31 protein-coding genes are annotated in these 26,587 nt (G+C 72.2%); 5 read left to right on the plus strand and 26 right to left on the minus strand.

The window, feature by feature from the left end; translation table 11 throughout:
- Positions 1 to 161 precede the first annotated feature (161 nt).
- The 11 genes from HGG74_RS10845 to HGG74_RS10895 form a co-directional block, all read right to left on the minus strand.
- Positions 162 to 1,022 carry a spermidine synthase gene (locus HGG74_RS10845; RefSeq protein ID WP_168486372.1) on the minus strand — a complete coding sequence of 287 codons (861 nt, stop codon included), beginning with the start codon at positions 1,020 to 1,022 and terminating at the stop codon, positions 162 to 164.
- Positions 1,022 to 1,819, minus strand: coding sequence for an O-methyltransferase (locus tag HGG74_RS10850; RefSeq protein WP_168486373.1), 798 nt, complete (start codon positions 1,817 to 1,819; stop codon positions 1,022 to 1,024). Before HGG74_RS10850 ends, HGG74_RS10845 begins: the two co-directional genes overlap by 1 nt.
- Positions 1,809 to 2,141: a thiamine-binding protein gene (locus HGG74_RS10855; RefSeq protein WP_168486374.1), complete on the minus strand. Its 333-nt coding sequence runs from the start codon at positions 2,139 to 2,141 to the stop codon at positions 1,809 to 1,811. The genes HGG74_RS10850 and HGG74_RS10855 overlap by 11 nt, the downstream gene beginning before the upstream one ends.
- Before the next feature lie 63 nt (positions 2,142 to 2,204).
- Complete coding sequence (locus HGG74_RS10860) at positions 2,205 to 3,227, minus strand: HoxN/HupN/NixA family nickel/cobalt transporter (protein WP_168486375.1); 1,023 nt, start codon at positions 3,225 to 3,227, stop codon at positions 2,205 to 2,207.
- 17 nt (positions 3,228 to 3,244) lie between these two features.
- Positions 3,245 to 4,084, minus strand: coding sequence for an urease accessory protein UreD (locus HGG74_RS10865; protein ID WP_312856820.1), 840 nt, complete (start codon positions 4,082 to 4,084; stop codon positions 3,245 to 3,247).
- Between the two features lie 7 nt (positions 4,085 to 4,091).
- Entirely contained in the window at positions 4,092 to 4,709 is a 618-nt protein-coding gene (gene ureG / locus HGG74_RS10870; RefSeq protein ID WP_168486376.1) for an urease accessory protein UreG, read from the minus strand.
- Between the two features lie 16 nt (positions 4,710 to 4,725).
- A complete protein-coding gene (locus tag HGG74_RS10875) occupies positions 4,726 to 5,418 on the minus strand; it encodes an urease accessory protein UreF (RefSeq protein ID WP_246262834.1) in 693 nt (230 codons plus the stop codon).
- Positions 5,399 to 5,884, minus strand: coding sequence for an urease accessory protein UreE (gene ureE, locus HGG74_RS10880; RefSeq protein WP_168486377.1), 486 nt, complete (start codon positions 5,882 to 5,884; stop codon positions 5,399 to 5,401). Before ureE ends, HGG74_RS10875 begins: the two co-directional genes overlap by 20 nt.
- Before the next feature lie 33 nt (positions 5,885 to 5,917).
- Positions 5,918 to 7,639 carry an urease subunit alpha gene (gene ureC, locus HGG74_RS10885; protein WP_168486378.1) on the minus strand — a complete coding sequence of 574 codons (1,722 nt, stop codon included), beginning with the start codon at positions 7,637 to 7,639 and terminating at the stop codon, positions 5,918 to 5,920.
- Positions 7,636 to 7,992: an urease subunit beta gene (locus HGG74_RS10890; protein WP_168486379.1), complete on the minus strand. Its 357-nt coding sequence runs from the start codon at positions 7,990 to 7,992 to the stop codon at positions 7,636 to 7,638. Before HGG74_RS10890 ends, ureC begins: the two co-directional genes overlap by 4 nt.
- Positions 7,989 to 8,300: an urease subunit gamma gene (locus tag HGG74_RS10895; RefSeq protein WP_168486380.1), complete on the minus strand. Its 312-nt coding sequence runs from the start codon at positions 8,298 to 8,300 to the stop codon at positions 7,989 to 7,991. Before HGG74_RS10895 ends, HGG74_RS10890 begins: the two co-directional genes overlap by 4 nt.
- 154 nt (positions 8,301 to 8,454) lie before the next feature.
- On the opposite strand from HGG74_RS10895, the gene HGG74_RS10900 reads away from it, so the two are divergent.
- Complete coding sequence (locus HGG74_RS10900; RefSeq protein ID WP_168486381.1) at positions 8,455 to 9,108, plus strand: hypothetical protein; 654 nt, start codon at positions 8,455 to 8,457, stop codon at positions 9,106 to 9,108.
- On the opposite strand, the gene HGG74_RS10905 is transcribed toward HGG74_RS10900, so the two are convergent.
- The 8 genes from HGG74_RS10905 to HGG74_RS10940 form a co-directional block, all read right to left on the minus strand.
- On the minus strand, positions 9,105 to 10,031 hold the full coding sequence (locus tag HGG74_RS10905) for an NUDIX domain-containing protein (RefSeq protein WP_168486382.1): 927 nt from the start codon (positions 10,029 to 10,031) through the stop codon (positions 9,105 to 9,107). The two genes, HGG74_RS10900 and HGG74_RS10905, sit on opposite strands and share 4 nt — an antisense overlap.
- A 56-nt stretch (positions 10,032 to 10,087) precedes the next feature.
- On the minus strand, positions 10,088 to 10,399 hold the full coding sequence (locus HGG74_RS10910) for an AzlD domain-containing protein (protein ID WP_168486383.1): 312 nt from the start codon (positions 10,397 to 10,399) through the stop codon (positions 10,088 to 10,090).
- Positions 10,396 to 11,205, minus strand: a complete 810-nt coding sequence (locus HGG74_RS10915) for an AzlC family ABC transporter permease (RefSeq protein WP_168486384.1) — start codon at positions 11,203 to 11,205, stop codon at positions 10,396 to 10,398. The genes HGG74_RS10910 and HGG74_RS10915 overlap by 4 nt, the downstream gene beginning before the upstream one ends.
- A 9-nt stretch (positions 11,206 to 11,214) precedes the next feature.
- Entirely contained in the window at positions 11,215 to 11,754 is a 540-nt protein-coding gene (locus HGG74_RS10920) for an SRPBCC family protein (RefSeq protein WP_512698804.1), read from the minus strand.
- A 47-nt stretch (positions 11,755 to 11,801) separates the two neighbouring features.
- A complete protein-coding gene (locus HGG74_RS10925) occupies positions 11,802 to 12,032 on the minus strand; it encodes a hypothetical protein (protein ID WP_246262835.1) in 231 nt (76 codons plus the stop codon).
- Between the two features lie 208 nt (positions 12,033 to 12,240).
- Entirely contained in the window at positions 12,241 to 14,403 is a 2,163-nt protein-coding gene (locus tag HGG74_RS10930; protein WP_246262836.1) for a glycoside hydrolase family 15 protein, read from the minus strand.
- A 63-nt stretch (positions 14,404 to 14,466) separates the two neighbouring features.
- The gene (locus HGG74_RS21940; RefSeq protein ID WP_281356119.1) at positions 14,467 to 14,595 is read right to left on the minus strand and encodes a hypothetical protein; all 129 of its coding nucleotides are present in this window, start codon (positions 14,593 to 14,595) and stop codon (positions 14,467 to 14,469) included.
- A gap of 237 nt (positions 14,596 to 14,832) precedes the next feature.
- Positions 14,833 to 15,762 (minus strand): glycerophosphodiester phosphodiesterase, encoded by a 930-nt coding sequence (locus HGG74_RS10940; protein WP_168486386.1) that lies wholly within the window; start codon positions 15,760 to 15,762, stop codon positions 14,833 to 14,835.
- Between the two features lie 176 nt (positions 15,763 to 15,938).
- On the opposite strand from HGG74_RS10940, the gene HGG74_RS10945 reads away from it, so the two are divergent.
- Positions 15,939 to 17,144: a DUF445 domain-containing protein gene (locus HGG74_RS10945; RefSeq protein ID WP_168486481.1), complete on the plus strand. Its 1,206-nt coding sequence runs from the start codon at positions 15,939 to 15,941 to the stop codon at positions 17,142 to 17,144.
- On the opposite strand, the gene HGG74_RS10950 is transcribed toward HGG74_RS10945, so the two are convergent.
- The 7 genes from HGG74_RS10950 to HGG74_RS10980 all read right to left on the minus strand — a co-directional run bounded on the left by HGG74_RS10950 (position 17,114) and on the right by HGG74_RS10980 (position 22,522).
- On the minus strand, positions 17,114 to 18,016 hold the full coding sequence (locus HGG74_RS10950) for a 5-oxoprolinase subunit C family protein (RefSeq protein ID WP_168486387.1): 903 nt from the start codon (positions 18,014 to 18,016) through the stop codon (positions 17,114 to 17,116). The two genes, HGG74_RS10945 and HGG74_RS10950, sit on opposite strands and share 31 nt — an antisense overlap.
- Before the next feature lie 2 nt (positions 18,017 to 18,018).
- On the minus strand, positions 18,019 to 18,627 hold the full coding sequence (locus tag HGG74_RS10955) for a 5-oxoprolinase subunit B family protein (RefSeq protein WP_168486388.1): 609 nt from the start codon (positions 18,625 to 18,627) through the stop codon (positions 18,019 to 18,021).
- Between the two features lie 18 nt (positions 18,628 to 18,645).
- Complete coding sequence (locus HGG74_RS10960) at positions 18,646 to 19,359, minus strand: LamB/YcsF family protein (RefSeq protein WP_168486482.1); 714 nt, start codon at positions 19,357 to 19,359, stop codon at positions 18,646 to 18,648.
- A gap of 7 nt (positions 19,360 to 19,366) precedes the next feature.
- The gene (locus HGG74_RS10965; RefSeq protein WP_246262837.1) at positions 19,367 to 20,242 is read right to left on the minus strand and encodes a hypothetical protein; all 876 of its coding nucleotides are present in this window, start codon (positions 20,240 to 20,242) and stop codon (positions 19,367 to 19,369) included.
- 125 nt (positions 20,243 to 20,367) lie between these two features.
- On the minus strand, positions 20,368 to 21,387 hold the full coding sequence (locus tag HGG74_RS10970) for an LLM class flavin-dependent oxidoreductase (protein ID WP_168486389.1): 1,020 nt from the start codon (positions 21,385 to 21,387) through the stop codon (positions 20,368 to 20,370).
- Between the two features lie 92 nt (positions 21,388 to 21,479).
- Positions 21,480 to 22,100, minus strand: coding sequence for an alpha/beta hydrolase (locus HGG74_RS10975; RefSeq protein WP_312856821.1), 621 nt, complete (start codon positions 22,098 to 22,100; stop codon positions 21,480 to 21,482).
- Positions 22,100 to 22,522, minus strand: coding sequence for a hypothetical protein (locus HGG74_RS10980; RefSeq protein ID WP_168486390.1), 423 nt, complete (start codon positions 22,520 to 22,522; stop codon positions 22,100 to 22,102). The genes HGG74_RS10975 and HGG74_RS10980 overlap by 1 nt, the downstream gene beginning before the upstream one ends.
- Before the next feature lie 218 nt (positions 22,523 to 22,740).
- Here HGG74_RS10980 and HGG74_RS10985 point away from each other — a divergent pair, with 218 nt between their 5' ends.
- From HGG74_RS10985 to HGG74_RS10995, 3 genes are read left to right on the plus strand one after another with little or no spacing between them, the layout of a single operon-like run.
- Positions 22,741 to 23,526, plus strand: coding sequence for a DeoR/GlpR family DNA-binding transcription regulator (locus tag HGG74_RS10985; RefSeq protein WP_168486484.1), 786 nt, complete (start codon positions 22,741 to 22,743; stop codon positions 23,524 to 23,526).
- Complete coding sequence (locus HGG74_RS10990) at positions 23,523 to 24,479, plus strand: 1-phosphofructokinase family hexose kinase (protein ID WP_168486391.1); 957 nt, start codon at positions 23,523 to 23,525, stop codon at positions 24,477 to 24,479. The genes HGG74_RS10985 and HGG74_RS10990 overlap by 4 nt, the downstream gene beginning before the upstream one ends.
- Before the next feature lie 32 nt (positions 24,480 to 24,511).
- The gene (locus HGG74_RS10995; protein ID WP_168486392.1) at positions 24,512 to 26,551 is read left to right on the plus strand and encodes a PTS fructose transporter subunit IIABC; all 2,040 of its coding nucleotides are present in this window, start codon (positions 24,512 to 24,514) and stop codon (positions 26,549 to 26,551) included.
- Positions 26,552 to 26,587 lie beyond the last annotated feature (36 nt).

The following is a 26,587-nucleotide window of genomic DNA, read 5'->3' on the forward strand; positions in this document are numbered from 1 at the left end:
AACGGCCTGGCTGCGGGCCTGTTACAGCCGCTGACCGGCTGTTCGTTCTAAATCATACAAAGAAATTACCGGTGAGTCACAAAGCAAGGTTGCCATTTGGAAAACTTCCGTAGCTTGTGCGGAATCGCGGCCGTCCGGCCGCCTGCCGGCGGCAAAAGCCGCTAGTCTCCCGGCGTGTCCTGCAGGATCCGGGCGCCGGCACAGAACCTGGCCGCCTCGCCGCCGTCCAGGAAACGGGCCGGCACGGCCCCGCCCAGCAGCGTCCGCGCCAGCTGCGGGTCCTCCCCCAGCGGGGCGTCCGAGCCGGCGATCACCACGTTGCCAAAGCGCCGGCCCTTGAGCATGGGCGGGTCGGCCACGACCGCCACATGCTCGAACACTTCGGCGATGGTGGCCACCTCCCGCCGGGCGCCCTCCAGCCGGGGTGTGTCCCCGCAGTTGACCAGGTAGAGCCCGCCGGGGGCGAGCACCTGCCGGACGGTGCGGGTGAACTCGAGGGTGGTCAGCGGCCGCGGCGTCCGGCTGCCGGCGAACACGTCGCGGATGACCAGGTCGCGGCTGCCGCCGGCCAGGGACTCGGTTACTGCCCGGGCCTCGCCCACCCGGATCCGCACCAGCGGGGCCCGCGGGATATCGAACCAGGTCCGCACCAGTTCGGCCAGCCTCGCATCGATTTCGACGACGACCTGCCGGGCGTGCGGATAACGCGCGGCCAGGTAGCGGGCCATCGAGCAGGCCCCGCCGCCCAGATGCAGCGCGCGCAGCGGCCGGCCGTCCTCCGGTTCCGCCCAGCGGGATTCGATCAGCGCCGCCATCCAGCGCATGTACTCGAAGTCCAGCACCAGAGGCTGGCCCAGCACCACGTGCGAGGACTGCACCCCGTTGATCTTCAGCAGCCAGGCCCCGGGCATCTCCGGGTCCCGGACCAGTTCGGCCGTGCCGGAGGAGATGCCGTAGATGCCTTCCGCCGGGCCGGTCTCCGGCTCCCCGGCGGCGCCTGCCCCGGCTTTGCGCCGTCCCACTATTTGACGACGGCGAAGGCGAAGCCGTCCCAGCCCTTGGCGCCCACGGTCTGGACCGCCGTGGCATCCAGCCGGCGGTCGGAGCCCAGCAGCTCCAGCGCACCGCGGGTGCCGGCGATCGCCTCCGCCTCAGGGTCCCCGGCCGGCAGGTCCGTCCGCAGCACGGCACCGCCGCGGACCACATTGTCCACGATGATCACGGTGCCCGGCCGCGCCAGCTTCAGCGCCCACTCGACATAGTTGCGGTTGTTGGCCTTGTCCGCATCAATGAACACCAGGTCGAAAGGCCCGGCTTCCTCCGCCTCCAGCCGCGGCAGCGTCTCCAGCGCCGCACCCACCCGCACGCTGACCTTGCCGCCGACGCCGGCCCGGGCCAGGTTCGCCCTGGCCACCTCGGCATGGTGCGGCTCGTACTCGCAGGTGATCACTTCGCCGTCGTCCGGGATCCCCCGGGCCAGCCAGGTGGTGCTGTAGCCGCCGAGGGTGCCGATCTCCAGCACCTTCCGGGCGCCGACGAGCCGGGCCATGAGCATCAGGAACTTGCCCTGCGGCGCGGACACCTCGATGCCCGGCAGCCCGGCCTCGTGCGCGGCCTGCCGGCCTTCGGCAAGCACCGCGTCCTCGCCCACCAGGGTCCCGGCCAGGTACTGGTCGACGGCGGCCCAGCGGGCCTCCGCCTGCGATGCCGACGGGCTGCCGGGCGCCGCCTCGTAGCTGCTGCCGTCGTAGGCGCCGCCGGCAGGCACCTCACTGCCGTTGGTACCGCTCCCGCGTCCGGCCGAATCCTCAGGCGCCATCGGGGCGGTCCTGCAGGGCGGCCTCGAGCCGCTCCACCTTGCCGTCGAGTTCGCCGTAGTAGCCCGGGCGGATGTCGGCCTTGAGCACCAGCGAGACCCGCGACCCGTACACCGCCACGGCCTGCGTGGCACGCTTGACCACGTCCATCACTTCGTCCCATTCGCCCTCGATCTCGGTGAACATCGAGGTGGTCCGGTTCGGCAGCCCGGACTCGCGGACCACGCGCACGGCGGCGGCGACGGCGTCGTGCACGGAGGCATCATGCGGGGCGGGCCCGGCGACGGGAACGCCGGAGGGTGCGACTGAGAAGGCTACAAGCATGGTTTCAGTCTGGCACAGGCCGGTACCGGGCAACAGGGCATTGCCTGCAGGCGGCAAGGCCGGTCAGGCCGTCCGCCGGTGCAGCAGCAGGGCCCCGAGCCAGGTCGCCGCCAGCAGCCCGGTGACGATAAAGCCGGCGTTCGCCAGGTCCACCGACGCCAGCCAGGCCACCGGCCCGGACGTGATCCCGGTCAACTCCGAGAACAGCCCGCCAAGCACCACCGCGGCGACCAGGAACGCCACGAGCACCGACAGCAGCGTGACCGCAAGGTTGTAGTAGATCTTCTGCCGCGGCCGGCCGCAGGCCCAGCGGTAGACCCCGCTCATCACCACCCCGTTGACCGTGTCGCAGAGCACCATGCCGGCGGCGAACAGCAGCGGCAGCACCAGCACGGCGTACCAGGGCAGCGCCACCACGGCCCCACCGGCGACGACGAACAGGCCGATGGTGCCGGCGGTGTCCAGGCCAAGCCCGAACAGCAGCCCGAGCGGGTACATCTTCCAGGGCGCATCGACCCGGCGCGCCACCGGGGACAGCAGCCGGTTCAGCAGGCCCCGGCCGGCCAGGTGCCGCTCCAGCTCGCCGTCGTCCGCGCCACGGCCGGACCGCAGCACCCGGAGGATGCCACGCAGCGAGACCAGGTTGGTGCCGCCGATCAGCAGCAGGAACAGTCCCGACACGGCCGGGCCCCAGATGCGGGCAAAATCCTTCAGCACCGAGGCGTCGTCGGCCAGCTGACCGGCCACGGCGTTCATCCCGGCGGCCAGCATCGCCACCGCCGCGAGCACGACGGTCGAGTGCCCGAGGGCGAACCAGTACCCGGTGGACCGTGCGGCGGCGCCGGCGGTGGTCAGCTTCCGCGAGGTGTTGTCGATGGCGGCGATGTGGTCCGCGTCGAAGGCGTGCCGCGCCCCGAGCAGGTACGCGGTGGCGGCGAGCCCGGTGCCGAAGGCCTCGCCGCCCGAGACCCGGTAGCCGTGCGGGAGCACGGCGAGGACGAACAGGCCCCAGCCGGCCGCGTGCAGCAGCACGATGGTGGCCAGCATCGGCAGCAGGCCCCTTCCGGGCGTGGTCCGCAGTGCCATGGCCGGCCCCTTTCCGTCTAGTACTTGCGCAGGTCCCACGGCGCCTGCCCCGTCTGCGCGGACCGCAGGCAGGAGCCGACCGCGGCCACCAGCCCGGCCAGCCGCCCGCTGGACCCGGCCAGCGCGCGCAGCACCAGCCCGGGCCCCTCCAGCAGGCTGCAGCCGGCGTGCACGTCCGGGAACGCCGCCGCGGCCGCGCGCACCAGCTCCAGCTGCTCCCGGCCGGTTCCCGGGTGCACCGCCACCAGCGAGGCACAGTGTGAATAGCCTTCGAGCATGCCCAGGCCGGCGGGGCTGGCGGCCTCCGGGCGCAGCACCAGATTGTCCCAGAGCAGCAGCCGGCCTTCCAGCCATATCCGGGTCAGCAGCCCCACCTCGCGGTAGCGGAAGGGCTCGCCGCCGGCGGACCAGCCCGGGGTGACGATCTCGGCGGCCAGATAGGAGGCCCCGGCGGCGAGTTCGACGTCGGTGGCCTGCCGGTACTGCGCGTCCGCGTAGGCGATCAGCTGGTCCGGGACGTATTCCAGCCGCGCCCCGGGTCCCAGCCGGATGCGCTGGTGCTGGCGGGCCGGGCCCTGCGGGGTCCGGTACACCTTGGTGGCCGACTGCGTGGTGAGCAGGGCGCTGGAGCCGGCGCCGCCGTCGTACTCCAGGACGTAGCTGTCGTTGCCCAGGTAGCCGCCGCCGGGATTGACCACGGTGAAGACCGCCTGCCCGGACGCGTCCGGGTAGTGCGGGCGCAGCACGCGCAGTGCCCCGGCATGGTACTGCCCCACGGCCGTGCTGCGTCCGGAGCCGGCGCGCTCGACGCGCAGCCGCAGCGTGCCGGTGGGCGGGGCGGGCAGGACGGTGGACACGGCGGCTTCAGCCGGCAAGGTCGGACATCAGCACGTCGCGGCGGATCCAGTCCAGCACCGCGGCCAGCCCCTCGTCCGTCTTCAGATTGGTGAAGCAGAACGGCTTCCCGCCGCGGAAGACCTTCGAGTCGGCCTCCATCACGGCCAGGTCGGCGCCCACGTGCGGGGCCAGGTCCGTCTTGTTGATGATGAACAGGTCGCTCTTGATCATGCCCTGGCCGGCCTTGCGCGGGATCTTCTCCCCCTGTGCCACATCGATGATGTAGATGGAGAAGTCTGCCAGCTCGGGGCTGAAGGTGGCCGAGAGGTTGTCCCCGCCGGATTCGACGAAGATCACCTGCAGGTCCGGGTGCCGGGCCTTGAGCTCGCCGATCGCCGCCTCGTTCATGGAGGTATCCTCGCGGATGGCGGTGTGCGGGCAGCCGCCAGTTTCCACCCCGATGATCCGGTCCTCGGGCAGCACCGAGTTGGCGGCCAGGATGCGTGCGTCCTCGATGGTATAGATGTCGTTGGTGATGGCGGCCATGGACACCTCGCCGCTCATCGCCCGCGTGATGCGTTCGACCAGCTGCGTCTTGCCCGCCCCGACGGGGCCGCCGATGCCGATGATTACCGGATCGCCCATGGTGTGGTCCTTTCCTCTAGCTCATGAACATGCGCGCCCGCAGGTGCTCGTGGCGCATCTGGGCCACCTCCAGCCCCGGGGCCGCCGCGCCGAACTCCTCGGCGGGCAGCTGCAGTGCCCGGGCCGCCGCGGCGGCGACGGCCGGGCGCAGCCGGCCCAGCACCCGCTGGCCGGCCACCTGGCCCAGCGGCACCGCGCGCACCGCGTTCTGGACCAGGGCCGTGACGGCGCCGGCCAGGTAGGTGTGCAGAACCAGCGGCAGCGGCACAGCGCAGCGCGCCGCGGCCGCGGCGAAGACCAGGCAGTAGTGCGCCGGCCACGGCCCGGGGCCGGCTTCGGGCAGCGCGGCCGGCAGCAGCCGGGCCAGCTGGGCGCCCATTTTCCGGCTGGCCGAGCGCACCTGGGCGGCGACGACGGCGGCGTCGAGCATCACATCCAGCTCGCCGGTGTCGCGTTCGCCGGTGGCGGCCATCCGCATGGCCAGGGCGTCCGTGCAGCACAGCTGCGTGTCCAGGTAGGCCAGCAGCCAGGCCTGGACGCCGGCCTCGTCGGCCACCGTGCCGGCGGCCAGGTAGGACTCCAGCCCGAAGGAGTGGCTGAAGGCGCCGGTGGGCAGGGCCGAGTCCCCCAGCTGCAGCAGGACGGCCAGGTGCCCGGCCAGGGCCGCGGGCGCCTGGCCGGGGTGTGCGTCAGTGGGTGTGGGCGGCATGGCGGAAGGGTACGGGCATGACCCGCTCCTGGCGGCTGTAGGGCACACCGTGCAGGTCCAGGAAGTCCTGCACGGTGTGGTCGTACTGGACCACCATCACGGCCTGGCCGTAGTCGCTGCCGGCGTCGAAGAACTGGGCCTGCAGGTGGCGGTTGCCCAGCGAGTGGGCGGTGAACAGCGCCTGCCGCAGGTCGGCGGGAGCGATCACCAGCACATCGCTGGGCAGCACCGAAACCACCACCAGGCCGGCGTCCTCGCGCAGCAGCACGTCCCCGTCCCGCAGGTCGGCGCCGGCGGCGGGCAGGCGCAGCCCCAGCTGGCGGCCGTGATCGGTGACCAGCCGCTGGATCCGCTTGGTCAGCGCGCTGGCGGGCAGCACCACCTTCTCCCGGTGCAGGCCCTCGAGCGCCGCCAGTTCGGCAGGCGGCAGGTCGGCCAGGTTGAACAGGACAGCTTCGACGATCATGCAGGCCTCCCAGGGGCTCGTGGACTCAACAGGCTAGAAGAGGAAGTAGCGCTGCGCCATCGGCAGGGTGCCGGCGGGCTCGCAGGTGGCCGGCACGCCGTCGACCTCCACCCGGTAGGTCTGCGGGTCCACGGTGATCTGCGGGGTCGCCCCGTTGAGCACCAGGTCCTGTTTGCGCAGGCCGCGGCAGCCGGACACGGCCCGGATCTGCTTGCGCAGGCCCAGCTGCTGCGGCACCCCTGCCTCGATGGCCGCCTTGGACAGGAAGGTGATGCTGGAGCTGGCCAGGGCCGCCCCGAAGGCGGCGAAGGCCGGGCGCAGGGTCTGCGGCTGCGGCGTCGGGATCGAGGCGTTGGGGTCCCCCATCACGGAGTTGATGATCTGCCCGCCCTTGATCACCAGGTCGGGCTTGACGCCGAAGAAGGCCGGGTCCCAGAGCACCAGGTCGGCGAACTTGCCCTCCTCGACCGACCCGACGCAGTCCGCGATGCCCTGGGCCAGGGCCGGGTTGATGGTGTACTTGGCCACGTAGCGGCGGATCCGGAAGTTGTCCCCGGCCTCCGGCGCCGGCCCGTGCTCGTCGATCGGCCCGCGCCGGTCCTTCATCACCGAGGCCAGCTGCCAGGTGCGCGTGATGACCTCGCCGACCCGGCCCATGGCCTGCGAATCGGAAGACATGATCGAGAACACGCCCAAGTCGTGCAGCACGTCCTCGGCGGCGATCGTCTCCGGGCGGATCCGCGAATCGGCGAACGCCACGTCCTCGGGAATGTCCGGGCTGAGGTGGTGGCAGACCATGAGCATGTCCAGATGCTCCTCGGCCGTGTTGCGGGTGAACGGGATGGTCGGGTTGGTGGAGGCCGGCAGCACGTTGGGGTGGCCGGCGATGGCGATGATGTCCGGCGCGTGCCCGCCGCCGGCACCCTCGGTGTGGAAGGTGTGGATCACCCGGCCGCCGATCGCGGCCACGGTGTCCTCGAGGAAGCCGCACTCGTTCAGGGTGTCGGTATGGATGGCCACCTGCACGTCGTAGGCGTCCGCGACCCGCAGCGACAGGTCGATGGCGGTGTGGGTGGCGCCCCAGTCCTCGTGGATCTTCAGCCCCACCGCGCCGGCCCGGATCTGCTCGGTCAGCGGCTCCTCGGTGCTGGCATGGCCCTTGCCCAGCAGCCCGATGTTCATCGGCAGCCCCTCGGCCGCCTCCAGCATGCGCTGGATGTGCCAGGGTCCCGGGGTTACCGTGGTGGCCTTGGTGCCCTCCGCGGGGCCGGTGCCGCCGCCGATCATCGTGGTCACCCCGCTGGCCAGCGCGGTGGGCATCTGCTCCGGGGAGATGAAGTGGATGTGGGTGTCGACGCCGCCGGCGGTGAGGATCTTGCGCTCGCCGGCGATGATCTCGGTGGACGCGCCGATGGTGATGTCCACCCCGTCCTGCACATTCGCGTTGCCGGCCTTGCCGATCCGGAAGATGTGCCCGTCGCGCAGCGCGACGTCGGCCTTGTAGATGCCGGTGTGGTCCACGATGACGGCGTTCGTGATCACCGTGTCCGGCACGTCCCCGGCGCGCACCGCCTGCCCGTCGTGGCCCATGCCGTCGCGGATGACCTTGCCGCCGCCGAAGACCACTTCCTCGCCGTAAACGGTCAGGTCCCGCTCGATCTGCAGGAACAGCGAGGTATCGGCCAGCCGGATCCGGTCCCCGGTGGTCGGCCCGTACAGGTCCGCGTACTGGCGCCGGGGAATCTCCAGGCTCATGCGGTCCCGCCTTCCTGCTCTGTGTCCTGCTGTCTGCCCGGCTGCGGATCCAGTGCTCCGTTGACCTGCCCGCGCAGGCCGTAGACCCGGCGCCGGCCGCCGAGCGGCACCAGCCGGACCGTGCGCGCGTCCCCGGGCTCGAAGCGGGCCGCCGTGCCGGCGGGAATGTCCAGCCGCCGGCCCCAGGCCTGGGCGCGGTCGAATTCCAGGGCGGCATTGACCTCGGCGAAGTGGAAGTGCGAGCCGACCTGCACCGGCCGGTCCCCGGTATTGAGCACCGCCAGCTCGATGGCCTCCCGGCCCGCATTGAGGGTGACCGGGTCCTGGGCCAGACGGTATTCGCCGGGGATCATGTGCGCTCCCTGATCGGATGGTGGACGGTGACCAGCTTGGTCCCGTCCGGGAAGGTGGCCTCGACCTGGACGTCGTGGATCATCTCCGCCACGCCCTCCATCACGTCCGCGCGGGAGAGGATGGTGGCCCCGAAGGACATCAGCTCCGCCACGGACCTGCCGTCCCGGGCGCCCTCGAGCAGTTCGTAGGTGATGATGGCCACGGCTTCGGGATAGTTGAGCTTCAGCCCCCGGGCCTGGCGGCGCCTGGCCAGGTCCGCGGCCACGACCACCATGAGCTTTTCCTGTTCCCGGGCCGTCAAACGCATGCGCTCAGGCTAGGCCCGGGCCGTTTCATCCAGATTTCGGGCAGGAGTCGGCAGGGTTTCACGTGGATCCGGCCGCGCGGCAGGTAACCTGTGGGGAATGCGCCGGTGCCCGCAGCCCGGCGCTGAACCCCAGCCACCCCCGTGAAGGAATCCCTTGGTCCGAGGTAAGCACCACCCGCCCCGCCCGAAGCCCGCCGGCAGCGATGACTTCCTGATTGCCGGCGACCTGAAGAAGGACCGGGGGTGGACGGACACGCAGATCGGGAAGTTCCTGCCCGAACCGGACAAGCTGGCCCGCAACCCGCGCAGCCGCAAGGCCGCGCCGATGAAGCTCTACGCCCTGGAGCGCGTCCTGCAGGTCGAAGCCACCGGGGAGTTCCAGCAGGCCCGCCAGGCCTCGCGCAACCGGCAGCTTGCCGCCCGGGAACGCGCCCTGGCCCGGAAGAAGGAGGCCGTCGCCGTCGCCGAGGCCCTGCCGCTGCGGATCAACCCGGAACCGTGGCCGGTGGTGCAGCAGAAGGCCATCGAGCACTTCAACCGGCGACTGCGCCGCGGCCAGTCCCCGGCGAGCCTGAACACGGTGAAGCACCGGCTGGACCGGCTCACCGTGAACTATCTGCGCCACCAGCAGACCTCGTATGAGACCGAGCTGAAGGCGTTCAAGGGCGTGGTCGGCGTGGGCGAGGCCTATTTGGTGGTCCGCAACCGCATCCTGGACCTGATCGCGGCCACCTATCCGGTGCTGGCGGACGAATGCGGGCGGCAGAAGTTCGAGGAAGCCGAACTGCCCGAGGGCGTCACGCTTTAGCTCAGGCTCCCCCGGTCCAGAACCTCCCGGAGCGCCCCGGCGCCGATGCTGCGGGCGCCCAGCTCCGCCACGCGCCCGCGCAGCCCGCGGTCGGAGGTTGCCACGGTCACCGGGGCGGCGCCGTCGTCCGCACGGAGGGCGCGGACCCGCGCCACGATCTCGTCGTCGCCGGAGCCGGCGGCCTGGACCACGTCCAGCCGCGGCGTGCCGGCGGCACGGTCCGGCGGGCCTGCCGCCGTCGCTTCCCCTTCCAGCACGACGACGACGTCCGGCCAGGCGGTGTGAGCGTCCAGGCCCAGGAGCCCGGCCGGCAGCCCGGCGGAGACTGTCTGTTCCAGCTCCGCCAGCAGCCGGGCCGCCGCGCCGGGCCGGTCCCGCCACCAGCCGTCGGGCCGGGCGCCGACCACGTTGGCGGCATCGACAATGAGCACCGGCCGGCGGCAGATCATGGCCTTCAGCTCCGGCCAGGCCTCGGCGAACCGCGGGTGCAGCGGCAGGTCCTGGACGCCCTCCACCGGGATCCAGGACAGCGCCAGGCTTTCGGCATCGGCGATGGCCGGCTCGAACGCCCGGGTCGTCCAGGCCACGGCCGTCGTGTAGGTCCAGAAGCCCAGGTCGAGCACCTGGGTGAACAGCGGCTCGAGCGCGTCGGCCGGCACGCCGGCTTCCTCGTGCGATTCGCGCAGCGCCGCATCGATGGCGGCCTCGCCCTCGTGCCGGGCCCCGCCGGGGATGCCCCAGGTGCCGCCGAAGTGGCTCCACAAGGCCCGGTGCTGCATCAGCACCCCGCGGGAGGGGTCCACGACCAACAGCCCGGCCGAGCCGAAACGGCCCCACATCCGGGTGCCGTCCGGCCCCACGGCCCAGGCGTCCCCGGGATCGCGCGGGCCGCTGAAGGGCGGCCGGGTCTCTCCGATGGTCATCCCCCTAGGATGCCACGTGCTGTCAAGGGCCGACCCGGAGGAACCCTGCCCCAATCTCAGCCCCAGCCGGCCAGGCGCAGCAGCGCCGCCGCGGCCGCGCCGGCCAGCACGACGACCAGGAACGGCGCGCGCAGGACCAGCGCCAGCGCGGCGGCCGCGAGCGCGCCGAGCCTGGCATCCAGGACCAGCTCCTGCCCGCTGGCGAAGGTGTTCACCATGGTCAGCGAGGCCAGCAGGCCGATGGTCAGGGTGGCCGCGACCCGGGACATCCGCGGGTTCTTCATCCAGGCGGCCGGCACCAGGTAGCCGGCCAGCTTGGTGGCATAGGCCAGCGCGCAGGCAACCAGGATCCAGCCCCACAGGCTCATCCGCCCGGCCCCTCTGCGGAGCGGCCGCCGGACCGGCCTGCGTCCGGTTCCTGCCGGCGCGCGGGCAGCTGCATATGTTCGGCATCGTGCGCCGCATAGGGTTCGGCGTACGGCTCGATGTCCGGCTCCAGCCCCTGCGGCACCGGCCGGTGCGTGAACCAGCCGATCAGCCCGGCCACCGCGGCGGCCACCAGGATCGGGACGCCGCTGGGCAGCAGCGGCACCGCCAGCACCGTGGCCAGGGCGCAGACGGCGGCGATGGCGGCCGGCTCCCGGCCTTTCAGCCGCGGCCAGAGCAGGCCCAGGAACGCGGCCACGGCGGCGCCGTCGAGCCCCCACAGCTTCGGGTCCCCGAGTGCGTCCCCGGCCACCGCGCCGACGGCGGTGAACAGGTTCCAGAGCACGAACACCCCGGCGCCGGCGGTCCAGAAGCCGCGCTGCTGCTCGCCCGGGTCCAGCTGCCCGGAGGCGGTGGCAGTGGATTCGTCGATGGTCAGCTGCGCCGCGGCCGGCCTGCGCCAGCCGCGCGGGCCGAGCATGGCGTTCATCTGCATGGCGTAGACGAAGTTGCGGATGCCCAGCAGCGCGGCCGCGCCGGCGGCGGCGGCCCCGGTCCCGCCGCCGCCGACGACGCCGATGAAGGCGAACTGCGAGCCGCCGCTGAAGAGCAGCAGGCTCAGCGCCATGGTCTGGAGGAAGTCCAGGCCGGCGGCCACGGAGAGCGCGCCGAAGGAGATGCCGTACAGTCCGGTGGCCACGGAGATGGACAGGCCTACCTTCACGGCCGGAGACTGCAGGAACTTCACCCTCCCAGCCTACGGGCAGCGGCGCACCGGCCGCGAAAGCCGGCCCAGGACCCCGGCCAGGCGGGCGAACGCCGGCCGGGGCGGGGCCGGGATGCGGGCCAGGGCCGCAGCATCCGGGGCCCGCCGGCGGCGCAGTTCAAGGGCCAGGCTTTCCTGCCCGCGGGCCATGGCCCAGCGGTGGTTGGCGGCGAAGGCGGGCTTGAACAGCCAGGACAGCCGGCACAGCAGCGGCTTCTCCGCCCGGACGCGCCAGAGGTAGGTCACTACCGCCTCCGGCCCGTCCTGGGCGAAGGTCCAGCGGCCGGTGCCTGCCAGGTCCCCGGCCGCGCGCACGGTGTACCCGGCGGCGGTGACCGGCTCGGTAACCGTCATGGTCCAGCACAGGGTGTAGGGCAGCCATCCGGTGGTGCGGAAGGCGGCGGTGGTGCCGGTGCCGTCCGCGGCGCCGCCGTCCAGCACCGCGGCGTCGAGGTAGACCGCCGGCCACCACCGGGGCAGCGCGCGCACATCCGCGAGCACGCCCAGCACCTCGGCCACGGTGCCGGCCACCCGCCAGGTGGTCCGGAATTCATAGTCCGGACCGGGCAGCCGCAGCGTCAGGCGACGGCCTCCTCGGTGTAGCCGTAGGGCACCTCGCGGCTCAGTTCCACCGTGTAGCGGCCGGCGCCGGTCCGGGTGACCAGGATGCCGCGGGTACGGTCCGCCCGCGCCCGCAGCTGCAGCTCGCGCACTGCGGCGTTGAGCTTCTCATCCGCCTCGTCCGGATGGGAGGCATTGACCTCCAGCTTGGCCTGGAACGCGGCCATCCGCTCTTTCACACTATTCATTGCTGACACCATTCTTTCGGCCCGGTTCCGCCGAGGAGAGCGGCAGTCCCGGGATTTGGGGAAGAGACCGGCCCGGAAGTGGGGGCCACCGGGCCGGCTGTCGGCACGAGTTTCCCACTACGGACGTTGAATTTACCAATTATGTGATTCGCCTTACTATGTTTTCCAGCAGGTTACGAATGTTTCGTAAAGGTGCAATCCGCAGGCATCAGAGGGCCTGCTGGGCATGGCCGTTGATCGCATCCGCCGCCCGGATCAGCGCCAGATGCGAAAACGCCTGCGGGTAGTTCCCGGCCATGCGCCGGTTCACCGTGTCGTACTCCTCGGACAGCAGCCCCAGCTCGTTCGCGTAGCCCACGAGCTGGTCCATCAGGTCCCGCGCATCGCCGATCCGCCCGGACCGCGCATACTGCTCCACCAGCCAGAAGGAGCAGGCCAGGAACGGGTACTCCCCGGGCGCCAGCCCGTCCACGCCGGTCTCGGTCCGGTAGCGCCGCACCAGCCCGGCCTCGTCCACCAGTTCCCGCTCCAGCCGTTCCACCGTGCCCAGCATCATGTCGTCGTCGTACTTGACGAAGCCCACCTGCGGCAGCACCAGCAGGGCGGCATCCAGCTCGGTGCCGCCGTAGGCCTGGGTGAAGGAGTTCAGTTCCTTGTTGAAGCCGTGCGCCAGGATCTCCTCGCGGAGCCGGTCGCGCAGCTCGGCCCAGTGCCGTGCCTCCCCCTCCAGCCCGTGGTCCAGCACGGCCCGCACACCGCGGTCGAAGGCGGCCCACATCATCACCCGGGAATGGGTGAAGTACTGCGGCTCCCCGCGGGTTTCCCAGATCCCGTGGTCCTTGGTGTCGTAGTGCTTCTCCACATAGCGCAGCAGGGCCTTCTGCAGCGGCCAGGAGAAATGGTCCTCGACGCATCCGGAGTTGCGCAGCTTTTCCAGGGCCACCATGACCTCGCCGACCACATCCGCCTGGTACTGGTAGACCGCGCCGTTGCCGATCCGCACCGGCCGGGAGCCCGCGTAGCCGGGAAGGTGCTCGAGCACCACCTCGGGCAGTTCCCGCTCGCCGGCCACCCCGTACATGATCTGCAGGTCCTCCGGATCCCCGGCCACCGCCCGCAGCAGCCAGTTGCGCCACTCCAGGGCCTCTTCCCCATAGCCGTGGGTCATCATGGATTCCAGCGTCAGCGCGGCGTCGCGCAGCCAGACGAACCGGTAGTCCCAGTTCCGCATCCCGCCGAACTGCTCCGGCAGCGAGGTGGTGGGGGCCGCCACGATGCCGCCGGTGGTCTCGTGCGTCATGGCCCGCAGCACCAGCAGCGACCGCTTGACCAGGTCGTGGTAGTCCCCCTGCGGCGGGAACCGGGAGCACCAGTCCTGCCAGAACCGGGTGGTCTGTTCCAGCGCTTCGTCCACATTGATCATCGCCGGCACCGGCTCGTGCGACGGGAACCAGCACAGCTCGAAGTCCACCGTCTGCCCGGCAGCCACCGTGAACGCACCGCGGTGCCGGCGGTGGGCCCGCGACGGCAGGTCCCCGCCGTGCAGGACGACGGCGTTGGGCCCGGCAATGCCAACGATGGCCTCGGCATCGGTGCCGGGGTCCCGGGTCCGGAACACCCAGGGCACCACGTCGCCGTAGTGGAAGCGCAGGACGAGCTCCTGCTGCATGTCCACCGTGCCGGACAGGCCCTGCACGCGGCGGACCAGCGAGGCCCGCCGGTCCCCGACCGGCATGAACTCGGTCACCAGGGCCTCGCCGGTCGCCGTGCGCCAATGCGTCTGCAGCACGAAGGTGGAGGGCACGTAGGAGCGTTCGACGACGGCGGGCCGGCCGGAGTCCGGCAGGCCGGCTTCACCCGCGGCTGCCGCCATGTCCGCCGCGGGCGGCTCGAAGCCCAGGTAGTAGTCCGCCTCGGCCTCGCTGGGTGTGTAGGGCAGGTCCCAGGCCCGCTCCGCGGCGTGGCGGCCGTTGCGCGCCCCTACGGGATTGCCCGCCGGAACGGCGTCCCCGTTCCCGGCGTCGCCGTTGCCGGAAACCTCAGTCAGCCCGTCCCGGGCCTCGGCGTCCGCACCGGCGCCGCTGGCGGCGGCGTCCGGCGCCACCGTGCGGTCGGGCCGTTCGGCCACCCGGACCGGGTCATTGGTGCCGGCAGCTTCCGGCCCGGCTCCCATGGGCGCCCCGCTTTCGCGCTCGGCGGCGGCGGGAGCCAGCAGCCAGCGGCCGTGGTGCGGCTCGCCCAGCAGTGCGGCGAAGACCGAGGGCGAATCGAACCGCGGGAAGCACAGCCAGTCCATGCTGCCCGAGCGCGAGATCAGCGCCCCGGTATGCAGGTCCGATAGGAGAGCATAATCCTCGATAGGCGACGCCATTCATCTACTGAATCACAGCAGACTTATTATTTCCACGGCGGCTGGGCCGGGCCGGCCCGGGCGTCAGTCGGTTTCCGGGCCCGCGCAGCGGCGGCAGCCGTGGTGGCCGGAGCCGGCGCACGCCTGGGGGCCTGAGGCGATGCCGGCCAGCCAGGCCTGCTGGAAGGACCGTTCTTCGTAGGGTTGCTGCATAATGCCGATTCCTGCTTCGTGTTCCACCTGATGTCCTGCCTGTGGCAGCGGCTGCGGCGGTGCCGGCGCACGCCTGGCGTCGAATGCGCACGGCGGCGCACCGCAGGATCGGCTGCGGCGCGCCGCCCGGTCCGGGGCCCGGAGCGGGCAAGAGGTCCTCGGGGCTTCCCGGACCGCGCACTCCCTGAAGGAGCGGGCCGCGGCGGTGGTGTGGATGCGCGGCCCTCCGGGATCAGGCTACAAAGGCGGCGCCGGGGTGTCTGTGTGCAGGCGCACAGCCCCGTGCGGCAATTCCTGTGCAGCTGCTGGACCGTGCTCCAGTTGCCGGCGCACCTGCGCCGGCCAGTTCGTGGTGATCTCCTGGATACCCAGCTCCCGGCACAGCTCGACGTCGGCAGGGCTGTCCACGGTCCACGCCCGCAGGCGCACGCCCCGGGCCAGCCAGCGCTCCACGAGCGGGCGGTGGGACCTGATGTAGTCCACGCCCGGGCCGGCCATCCCCGCGCGCTCGTGCTCGACCAGGCGCTCGCCCTCGGACAGCGCGCGGCGGATCAGGGTGGCGACGGCGCCCGCCGTCAGGCTGCCCAGGAACAGGCTGTCCCGGATCTCGTCGGAGGTGACATCATCCAGCAGCTGGCACAGATGGTCGGCGGGGACGAGTTCGCCCAGATGCTCGATGGCGCCGGGATGGAAGCTCATCAGGGAGATCCTGATCCCGTCGAGGGTGGAGGTCTCCGGGTCCCAGCCTTCGGCCAGCAGGTACTCGAGCAGTTCGTCCTCCAGCTGCTGGCCGTAGGGGCTGGGATGCTTGAGCTCGATGGCCAGATCCAGCGGGCGGCCGGCACCGCGCATGATCTGCAGCAGGTCGTCCACGGTGACCAGCTGGTCCGCGGTGCCGCCGTATTCGGGCGGGATGGCCGCACCCCGCCAGGAGGAAACATCCAGGCTCAGCAGTTCCTCCAGCGTGTGGTCGGCGACGTGGCCGGTTCCTGTGGAAGTACGCTCCAGTGTGAAATCGTGGAAGCAGACGAGCTTGAGGTCTTTGGTCAGGTGGATGTCGCATTCGATTCCGTCCGCGCCGTCGGCGATGGCCTGCAGGAACGCTGCGCGCGTGTTCTCGGCGTATTGCCCGCTGGAGCCGCGGTGGGCGAAGATCTTGTGCTTCATGATGTTCACGGTACGCGGACTGGCTGCCCGGACCTAAGGATCCGGCTCAAACTAGGAACGGTGGACTTGCAGTGACACTTCGGGAAACGGACCGGCAGGTCCCGGCCGGGGCGCGGGCTGCCGGCAGCGGACGGGACCTGCCCGGCGATGCCGGGCGGGCCGCCGCCCTGCGGGAAATGAAAAGGGTGGCCACCGGCCTGCTGGTGCTGCTGGCCGTAATCTTCCTGGCCGCCTTCGCGCTGCAGGAACGCTACCCCTGGCTGCAGTACGTCCGGGCGGCGGCCGAGGGCGGCATGGTCGGGGCGCTGGCGGACTGGTTCGCGGTCACCGCCCTGTTCAGGCATCCGCTGGGCCTGCGGATCCCGCACACCGCCATCATTCCGCGGCGCAAGGACCAGATCGGCGCCAGCCTGGGCCAGTTCGTGGAACAGAATTTCCTGGACGAGGACGTGGTCCAGGCCAAGATCCGCACCCTGGGCATCTCGCGGCGCGCCGGCAGCTGGCTATCCCGGCCCGAGAGCGCGGACCGGGTGGCGCGCGAAGGCGCAGCCGCGATCCGCGGCGCCATGCTGGTGCTCAATGACGAGGACGTCCAGGACATCATCGAGTCCATGGCCCGGCGCTACCTGCTGGATCCGCCGTGGGGTCCGCCGCTGGGCCGGCTGCTCAAGCGCGTGCTGGACGACGGCCACCACCTGAAGCTGGTGGACCTGCTGGTGGACCGGGCAGCCGAGTGGGTGCTGGAGAACGAGGAGGTCGTGATCCGGATGGTCTCCGAGCGCTCGCCCACCTGGGTGCCGCAGATCATGGACTCCCTGGTGGGCCAGAAGGTGCATCTGGAGCTGTACAGGTTCGTCATGGCCGTGCAGGACGATCCGAACCACGAGGTGCGCCGGCAGCTGGACCGGTACCTGCTGTCCCTGACCGAGGACCTGCAGCATGACGCGGAGATGATCGCCAAGGTGGAAGCGATCAAGCACAACGCGCTGGGCGATCCGGAGGTCCGGGCCCTGGCCGCCCGCACCTGGGAAACCATCAAGACGGCGCTGCTGGACGCCGTCGAGGATCCGGACAGCGAGCTCAGCCGCGCCTTCACCAGCGCCGTGCGGGAGTTCGGCAGCCGGCTGGCCACCGACGAGCAGCTCTCGGCCAAGGTGGACGGCTGGATCACCGAGGCCACCGGCTACCTGGTGCGCAACTACCGCTCGCAGATCGCCGGGGTGATCACCGAGACGGTGGAGCGCTGGGACGCCCAGGAGACCTCCCGGAAAATCGAGCTGCAGGTGGGCCGGGACCTGCAGTTCATCCGGATCAACGGCACGGTGGTCGGCTCGCTGGCCGGGCTGGCCATCTACGCCGTGGCCAGCGCCGTCTTCGGCTGACCCAGGAACCGCACCTGCTGCCCCGGCCGGGCCTGGGCCAGCAGCGGCAGGTCCGCCGGCACGACGACGGCGGGCACCGGGTAGCCGCCGGTCACCGGGTGGTCCGCCAGGAAGACGGTCGGCAGCCCCGAGGGCGGGACCTGGACGGCGCCGGTGACCATGCCCTCGCTGGGCAGCTCGCCGCCCACGGCCCGCTCCAGCGGACGGCCCAGCAGCCGCACACCCACGCGGTTGCTCTCCGGGCTGACCGTCCAGTCCCGGCCGGTCAGGCACTGCCAGGCCTGCGGGGTGAACCAGTCCAGCCGGGGGCCGGGCTGGATCCGCACGGCGATCCGCCGGGCCGGCGGGACCGCGGCGGGAACCCAGGCAGGCTCCGGGGACGCTGCCGGGGCCTGCCCGGTGCGGAGCACGTCCCCGGCGCGCAGCGGGGCCGGACCCAGGCCGGAGAGCACGTCCGCCGAGCGCGAGCCCATCAGGGTGTCCGCCTCGATCCCGCCGGCCACCGCAAGGTAGTAGCGCAGGCCCGACGCTGCCGGGCCGATGCGCAGCCGCCCGCCCGCCGGCACGGCCAGGGGCCGGTTGGCCGCCTCCTCCTGCCGGCGGGCAGCTCCTGCCCGCCCGGTCCCGGCCAGCGTGACCGGGCCGCGCGCACCGGTGACGGCCACCGCCGCAGCCGCGGCGAACTCCAGTTCGGCCCCGCCGAGCAGCAGCTCCAGCCCCGCAGCCCCGGGCGCATTGCCCACCAGCCGGTTGGCCAGGCGCAGGGCGCGCGCATCCAGCGCCCCGGAGGGGCTCAGCCCCATGGCGGCGTGGCCGGGCCGGCCCAGGTCCTCGATCAGCAGCTGGGCCCCCGGGCTGAGCACGGTGATCATCCTCAGGCCTCCGTGAACCGGACCACCGTGCCGGGCAGGATCAGCGCCGGTTCCGGGCGCGAGGCGTCCCAGAGCCGCGCCTCGGTCCGCCCGATCAGCTGCCAGCCGCCGGGCGAGGCGGACGGGTAGACGCCGCTGAATTCCCCGGCCAGCCCCACCGAGCCGGCCGGCACCCGGGTGCGCGGCACCTCGCGGCGGGGCACCTGCAGCGGGTTGCCCTCGGCCACCAGGTAGGCAAAGCCGGGGGCGAACCCGGTGAAGGCGGCGGTCCAGCGGCTGGACGTGTGCCGGCGGACCACTTCCCGCTCGCCGATCCCCAGCAGCCGGGCGACCGCCGGCAGGTCCTCGCCGGAATACTCCACCGCGATGGTGACCTGCGCGCCGCTGGCTGCCCCGCCGCCGTCGTCCGGGGCGGCGGCCTGCAGCCAGTGCCGCACCTGGCCGGCGGTGACCGAGCCGTCGAAGACGGCCAGGATGGTGCGGGCGGCGGGGACCAGGTCGACGACGCCGGGCAGCGGCGCCGCGGCGAGCGCGCGGTAGCGGGCCAGCACCTCGGCCAGGGTGGCGAACTCGGCCAGCAGCGCGCCGGGGCCGAAGGGCAGGATTTTCACGCTCTCCTCCCGCCGGCCTTACACGAAGGACCTGACCGCGATGCCGGCGGCGTCCAGGCGCCGGCGCACCAGCGCGGCCATCCCGACCGCGCCCGGGGTGTCGCCGTGCACGCAGAGCGAATCCACGCCGCCGCCGCGCGCGAAGCCGACGGCGCGGTCAGCGATCTGCTCCAGGTCGGACAGCAGCGCGCCGGGCTCCCCGCGGGGAATGAGCGTTCCGTCCGGGCGGTAGCCGCGGTCCACGAACGCCTCCCGGCGCACCGGCTGGCCGGCCTCCGCGGCCAGCTCGAGCACGGCGGAACCGGGCAGGCCCAGCACCGGCAGCGAGGCGTCGAAGGAGCGCACGGCTTCCAGCACCGCCGCGGCCTGGGCACGGTCGTGCACGATCCGGTTGTACAGCGCCCCGTGCGGCTTGACGTAGGCCACGCGGGTGCCGGCCGTGCGCGCGATCCCGGCCAGCGCCGCCAGCTGGTAGAGCACGTCGGCGGCCAGCTCCGCCGGCTCGATGTCCATTGCCCGCCGGCCGAAGCCGGCCAGGTCCCGGTAGGCGACATGGGCCCCGACGGCCACCCCGTACCGGGCGGCCCGGCGGCAACTGGCCAGCATGGTCCTGCCGTCGCCGGCATGGAAGCCGCAGGCGATGTTGGCGCTGCTGATCAGCGGGAACATCGCGGCGTCGTCGCCCATGGTCCAGGCCCCGAAGGATTCGCCCAGGTCGCAGTTCAGGTCGATGGCTGCCTCAGGCACCGTCCCCGCCGCTTTCGGGGCTGCCGGATCCGGGCGGGTGCAGCCGGGTCCGCTCCTGCTCCTCCAGGGCCTGCTGCACCGCGGCCCGGCGGGCCCGGCCGGCGCCCGGCAGCGGCAGCGGGAAGCGCCCGGGCAACCGGTACTTGGTCCGGGCCAGGTCCTCCACCAGCTCCATCGGCAGCACCAGCGGCAGTTCACCGAAGGCCTCGCGGGTGTTCTCGATGACCCGCCGGCCCATGGCGTGGTTGCCGGCCCCGCCCACGACGGCGCCGATGCCGAAGGGCACCGCCCGGCCGAGCAGCGCCGTGCCCTGTTTGGCCAGGAGCCTTTTCAGGAAGCGCTTGCGCAGGCTGCGCACCAGCGACCCGACGAGCCCGGAGGGCATGCTCTGGCCCACGAGGTTGCCCCAGTTCAGCCCCGGGGCGGCCCCGCGCTGTCCGGCGAACTCCTTGATCAGCGCCCCGCCTTCGTCGCCCATGATGATGGCCATGACCATCGCCTGCGCCCGCTCGGGTTCGGCGGTGGGGATGCCGTGCAGTTCCGCGACCGACTGGGCGTACAGGGCGGTGGCCTCCAGGAAGCCGACGGTGGCCGCCGCGGAGAGTCCCAGGGTGGCCAGGGTGCCGATCCCGGGAACGATCGCGAACGCGCCCACCGTGGCACCGCCGGCGGTCACGGCGGCCAGGTAGTCCCGCTCCAGCCGGCCGGCCAGCTCAGCCGGGCCCGCATCGGGGTACTTGCGCCGGTAGCGGTTCAGGTTGGCCAGCACCAGCGGCCGCTGCACCTCCAGCGCCTTCAGGATGGCGTTGGCCAGACCCGGCTTCGGATTGCCGTGCTTGTCGAAGGCGGCCCCCGCCGCCATCCTCATTGCCGGGTTGAATTTCCTTCCCATGGCCATAAGCCCTCCGAAAGCAGTTGCCGCACCAGCATGGACAGGACCCAGCCTATGTCGCCGAGGGCCCTGCGGCGAGCGGAGCGGATTGCGGGAGGCGGTCAGCCCAGCCCCCAGGCCCCGGCCAGCAGCTCGTAGGAACGTTCCCGGACGGCCGGGTCCCAGGCATAGGTGACGACCATCAGCTCGTCGATGCCGGCGCTGCCGGCCAGCCGCTCCAGCTGCGCGCGCACCGTCTCCGGGGTGCCGACGGCGCTGGCGGCCATCCGGGCCCGCACCTGCGCGGCTTCCTCCGGCTGCCAGCCGGCCATCACATCCGGCACCGGCGGCTGGACCGGCCGCCGGCCGTGAGCGACGATGTCCCTCACCAGCAGCCGGTGCGAGCTGAACTGGAACTCGGCCTCTTCCTGGCTCCCGGCCACCAGCACATTGACCCCGGCGATTACGTAGGGCTCGGCAATCTGGGCGGTGTCGGCGGCGGGATTGAAGTTCTGCCGGTAGACGGCGACCGCCTCGTTCAGCGACTGCGGGGCAAAATGCGAGGCGGCGGCAAAGGGCAGCCCCAGCAGCGCCGCCACCGCCGCGCCGCCGGTGGAGGAGCCGAGCACGCACATCGGCACCTGGGTGTTCCGCGCGGTCACGGCGCGCACCAGGGTGCCTTCCTGGGCGCCGAACAGCTGCTGCAGTTCCACGATCTCCCCGGCGAAGGCCTGGCCGGAGGAATCGCCCCGGCGCAGCATCGCGGCCGTCCGCGGGTCGGTCCCCGGGGCGCGGCCGAGCCCGAGGTCGATCCGGTCCGGGTACATGTTGGCCAGCGTGCCGAACTGTTCGGCGACCACCAGCGGGGCATGGTTGGGCAGCATCACTCCCCCGGCGCCGATGCGGATCCGGGAGGTGCGGGCCGCGGCATGACCGATCAGCACCGTGGTCGCCGAGCTGGCCACGCCCTCGTTGTTATGGTGCTCGGCGTACCAAAACCGCTTGTACCCGGTACGGTCGGCGAGCTCGGCCAGCCGGGCGCTGGCCTCGATCGCCTCCCCGACCGACTGGCCGGCGGAGAGCGGGGCGAGATCCAGGACCGAGAGCTGGACGGTGCCGGCGGGGGCGAAGGCGGTGGACATGGCGGGACTCCTGGTGCAAGTGGCGGCGGGGAGTGGCGGGTTCCCGTTCCCAAGCCTACTGTCCGGCCCGCTGGCGGGCAGCAGGCAGGGCGTCAGCGGGCGAGGTAGCGGGCCAGGAAGATGCCGACGTCGCGGAGCTCGTCCCGGCCGATCCGGTGGCCCATCCCGGGATAGGTCCGGGCCGTCAGCAGGGTGTGGGCCTGCAGCCAGGCGGCGGTGTACTGCACGGCGCCGGGATGGATGAACCCGTCGCGTACGTCGCGGCCCCAGAAGAACGGCACCGCCGCATCCGGCTCGTCGGACAGGGCCAGCAGTTCGTGCTTGAGCACGAACCCGGACAGGCCGACGGCGGCGCGGAAGCCGTGCGGGCGCAGCCGCAGCAGCGTGGTCGCCAGGGCCATGCCCTGCGAAAAGCCCAGCAGGCTCACCCCGCGGAAATCTCCGGCGGCCAGCACCGGGTCCAGCCAGGCGAACACCCGGGCGGCACTGTCCAGGACCTCGGAGACGTCCGGGGCCAGCAGCGGATCGAGCAGGAACCAGCCAAAGCTGCCGCCGACGTCGAAATGGCCGCGCAGCGCCACGCCGGTGACGTTGGGCGGCAGCACGCCGAACAGGGGCAGCAGCTTCTCCTCGGAGGATCCGTAGCCGTGCAGCATCACCAGCAGTTCGGTGCCTGCCCGCTCCGCTTCGGGCCGCGACCAGACCGGGGCCATCAGCGCGGCTTCTTGCTGCCGAGCACCGCCAGGGAGAGCACGATCCCGGCCATGCACACCGCGGTGGCCGCGAACGGGGTGAACTGGCCGGACGGAAACAGCAGGGTCAGCGCCATGGTCAGCGGCAGCCAGAGCAGGGCCCAGCCGAGCGCGGTGAACAGCGGGGCATACAGCTCCCCGCGCGCCATCCGGCGGAAGGCCACGATGCCCAGCACCAGCACACCCAGGCCGCCGGCGAGCGCCACCAGGGCGCCGAAGATGCCCGGCTGCAGCCAGCCCTCCGGCCCGGCGGCCCGGGAGGGAAGGCCCAGGTAGTGCGCGGTGGCGCGGTCGGTGCCCACCGCCGCGACGACGACGGCCACGGCCATCAGCAGCAGGTTGAACACCTGGAGAAGCACCAGCCGCCATTGGTCCGCCCTCATGACTGCCACTCTAGGCGTCGACGTTGCAGATCACGCCCGATTGGGCCGGTGAAGCGGGCATTATCTGCGGCGTCGACGGGAGCGGACGCCCGGGCATTTTTGCTTTTGTGGTTTTCCATTGACATTCGGAAACAAACACAGATAAAGTCATGGAAACGCAGAACCGTGTGGCCCGCCTCACAGCACCGGCCACCCCCGACGGCACCGACAGGAGGAACATGTTCGCCGAGGAGCGCCACCGCAAGATCGGTGAGCTGGTGGCCGCCCAGGGCCGGGTGAGCGTGGCCGAGCTGGCCGGCCGGTTCGACATCACCAAGGAAACCGTCCGCCGGGATCTGGCCCTCCTCGAAAGCGACGGCAGGCTGCGCCGGGTCCACGGCGGCGCCGTGGCCGCGGGCAAGGCCAGCACCTCCGAGCAGAGCCTGGGCACCCGTCAGCTGATGCACCACGACCGCAAGCTGCGCATTGCCCGCAAGGCGCTGGAGCTGGTCCCCTCCGGGGCGGCTTCGATGATCCTGGACGCCGGCACCACCACCGAACTGCTGGCCGAACTGCTCACCACCGAACTGCCGGCCGGCCGCGCCGACGAACTGCTGGTGATCACCCACGCCCTGCCGATTGCCTACAAGCTCTCGATCGGGTCGCGGCTGCAGCTGGAGACCATCGGCGGACGCGTGCGCGGGCTGACCAGCGCGGCCATCGGCGCCCGGGCAGTGGAGCAGTTCCGCGCGCTGCGGCCGGATATCGCGTTCATCGGCGCCAACGGCATCGACGCCGGCTTCGGTCTGAGCACCCCGGACGCGCTCGAGGCGGCGGTCAAGACCGCCATTGTCGACTCCGCCCGCCGCGTGGTGGTGCTGGCGGACTCCTCCAAGCTGGGCGAGGAAACCCTGGTCCGCTTCGCCGCCCTGGCGGACGTGGACACCCTGGTCACCGATACCGAACCGGATCCGGGCCTGGCCCGGGCCCTGGATGAGGCCGATGTGGAAGTAGTGCTGGCATGATCATCACCCTGACCGCCAATCCGAGCCTGGACCGGACCGTGGAACTGGCTGCCCCGCTGGTGCGCGGCGGCGTCCAGCGCGCCGTCTCCGCCAGCCGGCAGGCCGCCGGCAAGGGAGTGAATGTCTCCCGCGTGCTGGCCGCCTCCGGGCTGGAGACCCTGGCCATCCTGCCCGGGGACCCGGAGGACGAGGTCCCGGTCCGGCTGCGGCTGGACGGGCTGGCGCACCTGGCCGTGCCGGTCGGCGCGGACCTGCGCAGCAACATCACGCTCACCGAGCCGGACGGCACCACCACCAAGATCAACGAACCCGGCCCGGTGCTCCCGCCGGCGCGGCAGGAGCAGCTCGCGGCCGCGGTGGTGGAGAAGGCCGCCGGCGCCGCCTGGCTCGTGCTGGCCGGCTCCCTGCCGCCCGGCGTGCCGGCCGGCTTCTACGCCACCCTGGTGGCCATGGTCCGCGGCCGGCTCGGGGAGCAGGCCCCGCGGATCGCGGTGGACACCTCCGGCGACCCCCTGCGGGCGCTCTTCGCCGCCGGGCCGGAAGCGGTTCCGGACCTGGTCAAACCCAACGCCGAGGAACTGGCCGAACTGACCGGCCGCCACGACGAGGCAGCCCTCGAGGCGGACCCGGCGCTGGCCGCGGCCGCGGCCAAGCTGCTGCTGGAGGACGGGGCCGGCGCCGTGCTGGCCACGCTTGGGTCCAAGGGTGCCGTGCTGGCCACCCCCGCCGGGTCCTGGTTCGCCACCCATGCCCCCATCACCGCGCGCAGCACCGTCGGCGCCGGGGATTCCTCGCTCGCCGGCTACCTGCTGGCGCACAGCCGGGGCGGCTCCGCCCCGGACTGCCTCCGCCAGGCCGTCGCCCACGGGGCGGCAGCCGCCGCCCTGCCCGGCACGACCCTGCCGGCCCTGAACCAGACCACGCCGGACGCCGTCGTCGTCACGGCCCTCTAGAACCCGTCCTAAGGAAGGCAAGGAAGATACCTATGTCCCGCCTCATCACCCCGGAACTCGTCGCGCTGGACCGCAATTTCGGTTCCAGCTCCGCCGAGGTCATCCGCGAACTGACCCAGATGGTGGTCCGCAGCGGCCGCGCGAGCGGATTCGAGGGCCTCTACGCCGATGCCATCGCCCGCGAGCAGAAAACAGCCACCGGCGTCCCCGGCGGCATCGCCATCCCGCACTGCCGCTCCGAGGCCGTGCTCGAGCCCACCCTGGCCATGGTCCGGCTGGACCCGGCCGTGGGCTTCGGCGCCAAGGACGGCCCGGCGGACCTGGTCTTCTTCATCGCTGCTCCGGCCGGGGCGGACCAGGAGCACCTGAAGCTGCTGTCCAAGCTGGCCCGTTCGCTGATGAAGAAGGACTTCACCGCCGCGCTGCGCGCCGCCGGTTCCGCACAGGATGTCGTGGACCTGGTCGAAGGCGCGGTCGGGGACCAGCCCGCGGCAGCCGCTGCTGCTCCGGCCGCTGCTGCCGCCCCCGCCGCCGGGCCGGCCGAGCGGCAGCGCAGCCTCGTGGCCGTGACCGCCTGCCCCACCGGCATCGCGCACACCTACATGGCCGCCGACTCGCTGGTCGCCGCCGCCAAGGAGGCAGGGGTCGACCTGCAGGTGGAGACGCAGGGCTCGGCCGGCGCCAAGCCGCTGGATCCGGCGGTCATCCAGGCCGCCTCGGCCGTGATCTTCGCGGTGGATGTGGACGTGCGCGAAAAGGAGCGCTTCGCCGGCAAGCCGGTCATCCAGTCCCCGGTCAAGCGCGCCATCGACGAGCCGGACCGGATGGTCCGCGAAGCCCTGTCCGCCGCCGACGATCCCAACGCCCGCCGGGTCAGCGGCGTGGCCGAGGTCGGCGCGCAGGCCGGGTCCCCGGCCGATGAGAATTTCGGCGCCAAGCTCAAGCGCGCCCTGCTGACCGGCGTCAGCTACATGATTCCGTTCGTGGCCGGCGGCGGCCTGCTGATCGCGCTGGGCTTTTTGCTCGGCGGCTACGCCATCACCGACGTGGCCGACCAGGTCTTGCTGGAGAACAGCCTCGCCAACCTGCCCGAGGGCGGGCTGCTGACCTACCTGGGCGCGGTGCTGTTCAAGATCGGCGCGCTCTCCATGGGCTTCCTGGTCCCCGCGCTGGCCGGCTATATCGCCTACGCCCTGGCCGACCGGCCGGGCATCGCCCCCGGCTTCACCGCCGGTGCCGTCGCCGGCTTCATGGGCGCCGGCTTCCTCGGCGGCATCGTCGGCGGCCTGCTGGCCGGCTGGTTCGCCCACTGGCTCGGCACGCTGCCGGCACCGCGCTGGCTGCGCGGCCTCATGCCCGTGGTGATCATCCCGCTGCTGGCCTCGATCGTCGCCTCCGGTGCCATGTTCCTCTTCCTCGGCGGGCCGATCGCGGCGCTCACCGCGGGGCTGAACGGCTGGCTCTCGGGCATGACCGGCACCTCCGCGGTGATCCTGGGCGTCATCCTGGGCCTGATGATGTGCTTCGACCTGGGCGGCCCGGTGAACAAGGTGGCCTACTCCTTCGCCGTCGCCGGCCTGGGCGCCGGCACCATCGCCAACCAGGCCCCGTGGCAGATCATGGCCGCCGTAATGGCCGCCGGCATGGTTCCGCCGCTGGCCATGGCCCTGGCCACCGTGATCGACCGCAAGCGCTTCTCCCTGGCCGAGCGGGAAAACGGCAAGGCCGCCTGGCTGCTGGGCGCCTCGTTCATCTCCGAAGGTGCCATCCCGTTCGCCGCGGCCGACCCGCTGCGCGTAATTCCCGCCAGCATGCTCGGCGGTGCCGTCACCGGCGCCCTGTCCATGGCCGCGGGGGTCACCTCCCAGGCACCGCACGGCGGCATCTTCGTCTTCTTCGCCATCGGCAACATCGCCATGTTCGTGCTCTCGATCGTGGCCGGCGTGGTGGTGACGGCGCTGGCCGTCATCGGGCTCAAGCGCTACGCCGTCCGCCGCGCCGAGCGGCCCGAAGCCGCCGGCACCACCGGATCCGAAGCCACCCCTGCCGCCCGCCGGCAGCCGGCGGTCTAGCCGGATCCCCGCGCGGACAGTAGCGTCAGTGACTGT

Source organism: Arthrobacter mobilis, assembly GCF_012395835.1.
Lineage (GTDB): Bacteria > Actinomycetota > Actinomycetes > Actinomycetales > Micrococcaceae > Crystallibacter > Crystallibacter mobilis.

Coding starts and splice junctions, on each gene's coding strand:
- HGG74_RS10905 (WP_168486382.1), bottom strand. CDS start 10,031: ATGACCATCGGAGAGACCCGGCCGCCCTTCAGCGGCCCGCGCGATCCC.
- HGG74_RS10855 (WP_168486374.1), bottom strand. CDS start 2,141: ATGCTTGTAGCCTTCTCAGTCGCACCCTCCGGCGTTCCCGTCGCCGGG.
- HGG74_RS10950 (WP_168486387.1), bottom strand. CDS start 18,016: ATGATCACCGTGCTCAGCCCGGGGGCCCAGCTGCTGATCGAGGACCTG.
- HGG74_RS10970 (WP_168486389.1), bottom strand. CDS start 21,387: ATGTCCACCGCCTTCGCCCCCGCCGGCACCGTCCAGCTCTCGGTCCTG.
- ureC (WP_168486378.1), bottom strand. CDS start 7,639: ATGAGCCTGGAGATTCCCCGGCGCCAGTACGCGGACCTGTACGGGCCG.
- HGG74_RS10860 (WP_168486375.1), bottom strand. CDS start 3,227: ATGGCACTGCGGACCACGCCCGGAAGGGGCCTGCTGCCGATGCTGGCC.
- ureE (WP_168486377.1), bottom strand. CDS start 5,884: ATGATCGTCGAAGCTGTCCTGTTCAACCTGGCCGACCTGCCGCCTGCC.
- ureG (WP_168486376.1), bottom strand. CDS start 4,709: ATGGGCGATCCGGTAATCATCGGCATCGGCGGCCCCGTCGGGGCGGGC.
- HGG74_RS10910 (WP_168486383.1), bottom strand. CDS start 10,399: ATGAGCCTGTGGGGCTGGATCCTGGTTGCCTGCGCGCTGGCCTATGCC.
- HGG74_RS21940 (WP_281356119.1), bottom strand. CDS start 14,595: ATGCAGCAACCCTACGAAGAACGGTCCTTCCAGCAGGCCTGGCTGGCC.
- HGG74_RS10925 (WP_246262835.1), bottom strand. CDS start 12,032: ATGAATAGTGTGAAAGAGCGGATGGCCGCGTTCCAGGCCAAGCTGGAG.
- HGG74_RS10995 (WP_168486392.1), top strand. CDS start 24,512: ATGTCCCGCCTCATCACCCCGGAACTCGTCGCGCTGGACCGCAATTTC.
- HGG74_RS10990 (WP_168486391.1), top strand. CDS start 23,523: ATGATCATCACCCTGACCGCCAATCCGAGCCTGGACCGGACCGTGGAA.
- HGG74_RS10940 (WP_168486386.1), bottom strand. CDS start 15,762: ATGAAGCACAAGATCTTCGCCCACCGCGGCTCCAGCGGGCAATACGCC.
- HGG74_RS10895 (WP_168486380.1), bottom strand. CDS start 8,300: ATGCGTTTGACGGCCCGGGAACAGGAAAAGCTCATGGTGGTCGTGGCC.
- HGG74_RS10945 (WP_168486481.1), top strand. CDS start 15,939: ATGAAAAGGGTGGCCACCGGCCTGCTGGTGCTGCTGGCCGTAATCTTC.
- HGG74_RS10975 (WP_312856821.1), bottom strand. CDS start 22,100: ATGGCCCCGGTCTGGTCGCGGCCCGAAGCGGAGCGGGCAGGCACCGAA.
- HGG74_RS10965 (WP_246262837.1), bottom strand. CDS start 20,242: ATGAGGATGGCGGCGGGGGCCGCCTTCGACAAGCACGGCAATCCGAAG.
- HGG74_RS10890 (WP_168486379.1), bottom strand. CDS start 7,992: ATGATCCCCGGCGAATACCGTCTGGCCCAGGACCCGGTCACCCTCAAT.
- HGG74_RS10930 (WP_246262836.1), bottom strand. CDS start 14,403: ATGGCGTCGCCTATCGAGGATTATGCTCTCCTATCGGACCTGCATACC.
- HGG74_RS10980 (WP_168486390.1), bottom strand. CDS start 22,522: ATGAGGGCGGACCAATGGCGGCTGGTGCTTCTCCAGGTGTTCAACCTG.
- HGG74_RS10985 (WP_168486484.1), top strand. CDS start 22,741: ATGTTCGCCGAGGAGCGCCACCGCAAGATCGGTGAGCTGGTGGCCGCC.
- HGG74_RS10875 (WP_246262834.1), bottom strand. CDS start 5,418: ATGCCGCCCACACCCACTGACGCACACCCCGGCCAGGCGCCCGCGGCC.
- HGG74_RS10850 (WP_168486373.1), bottom strand. CDS start 1,819: ATGGCGCCTGAGGATTCGGCCGGACGCGGGAGCGGTACCAACGGCAGT.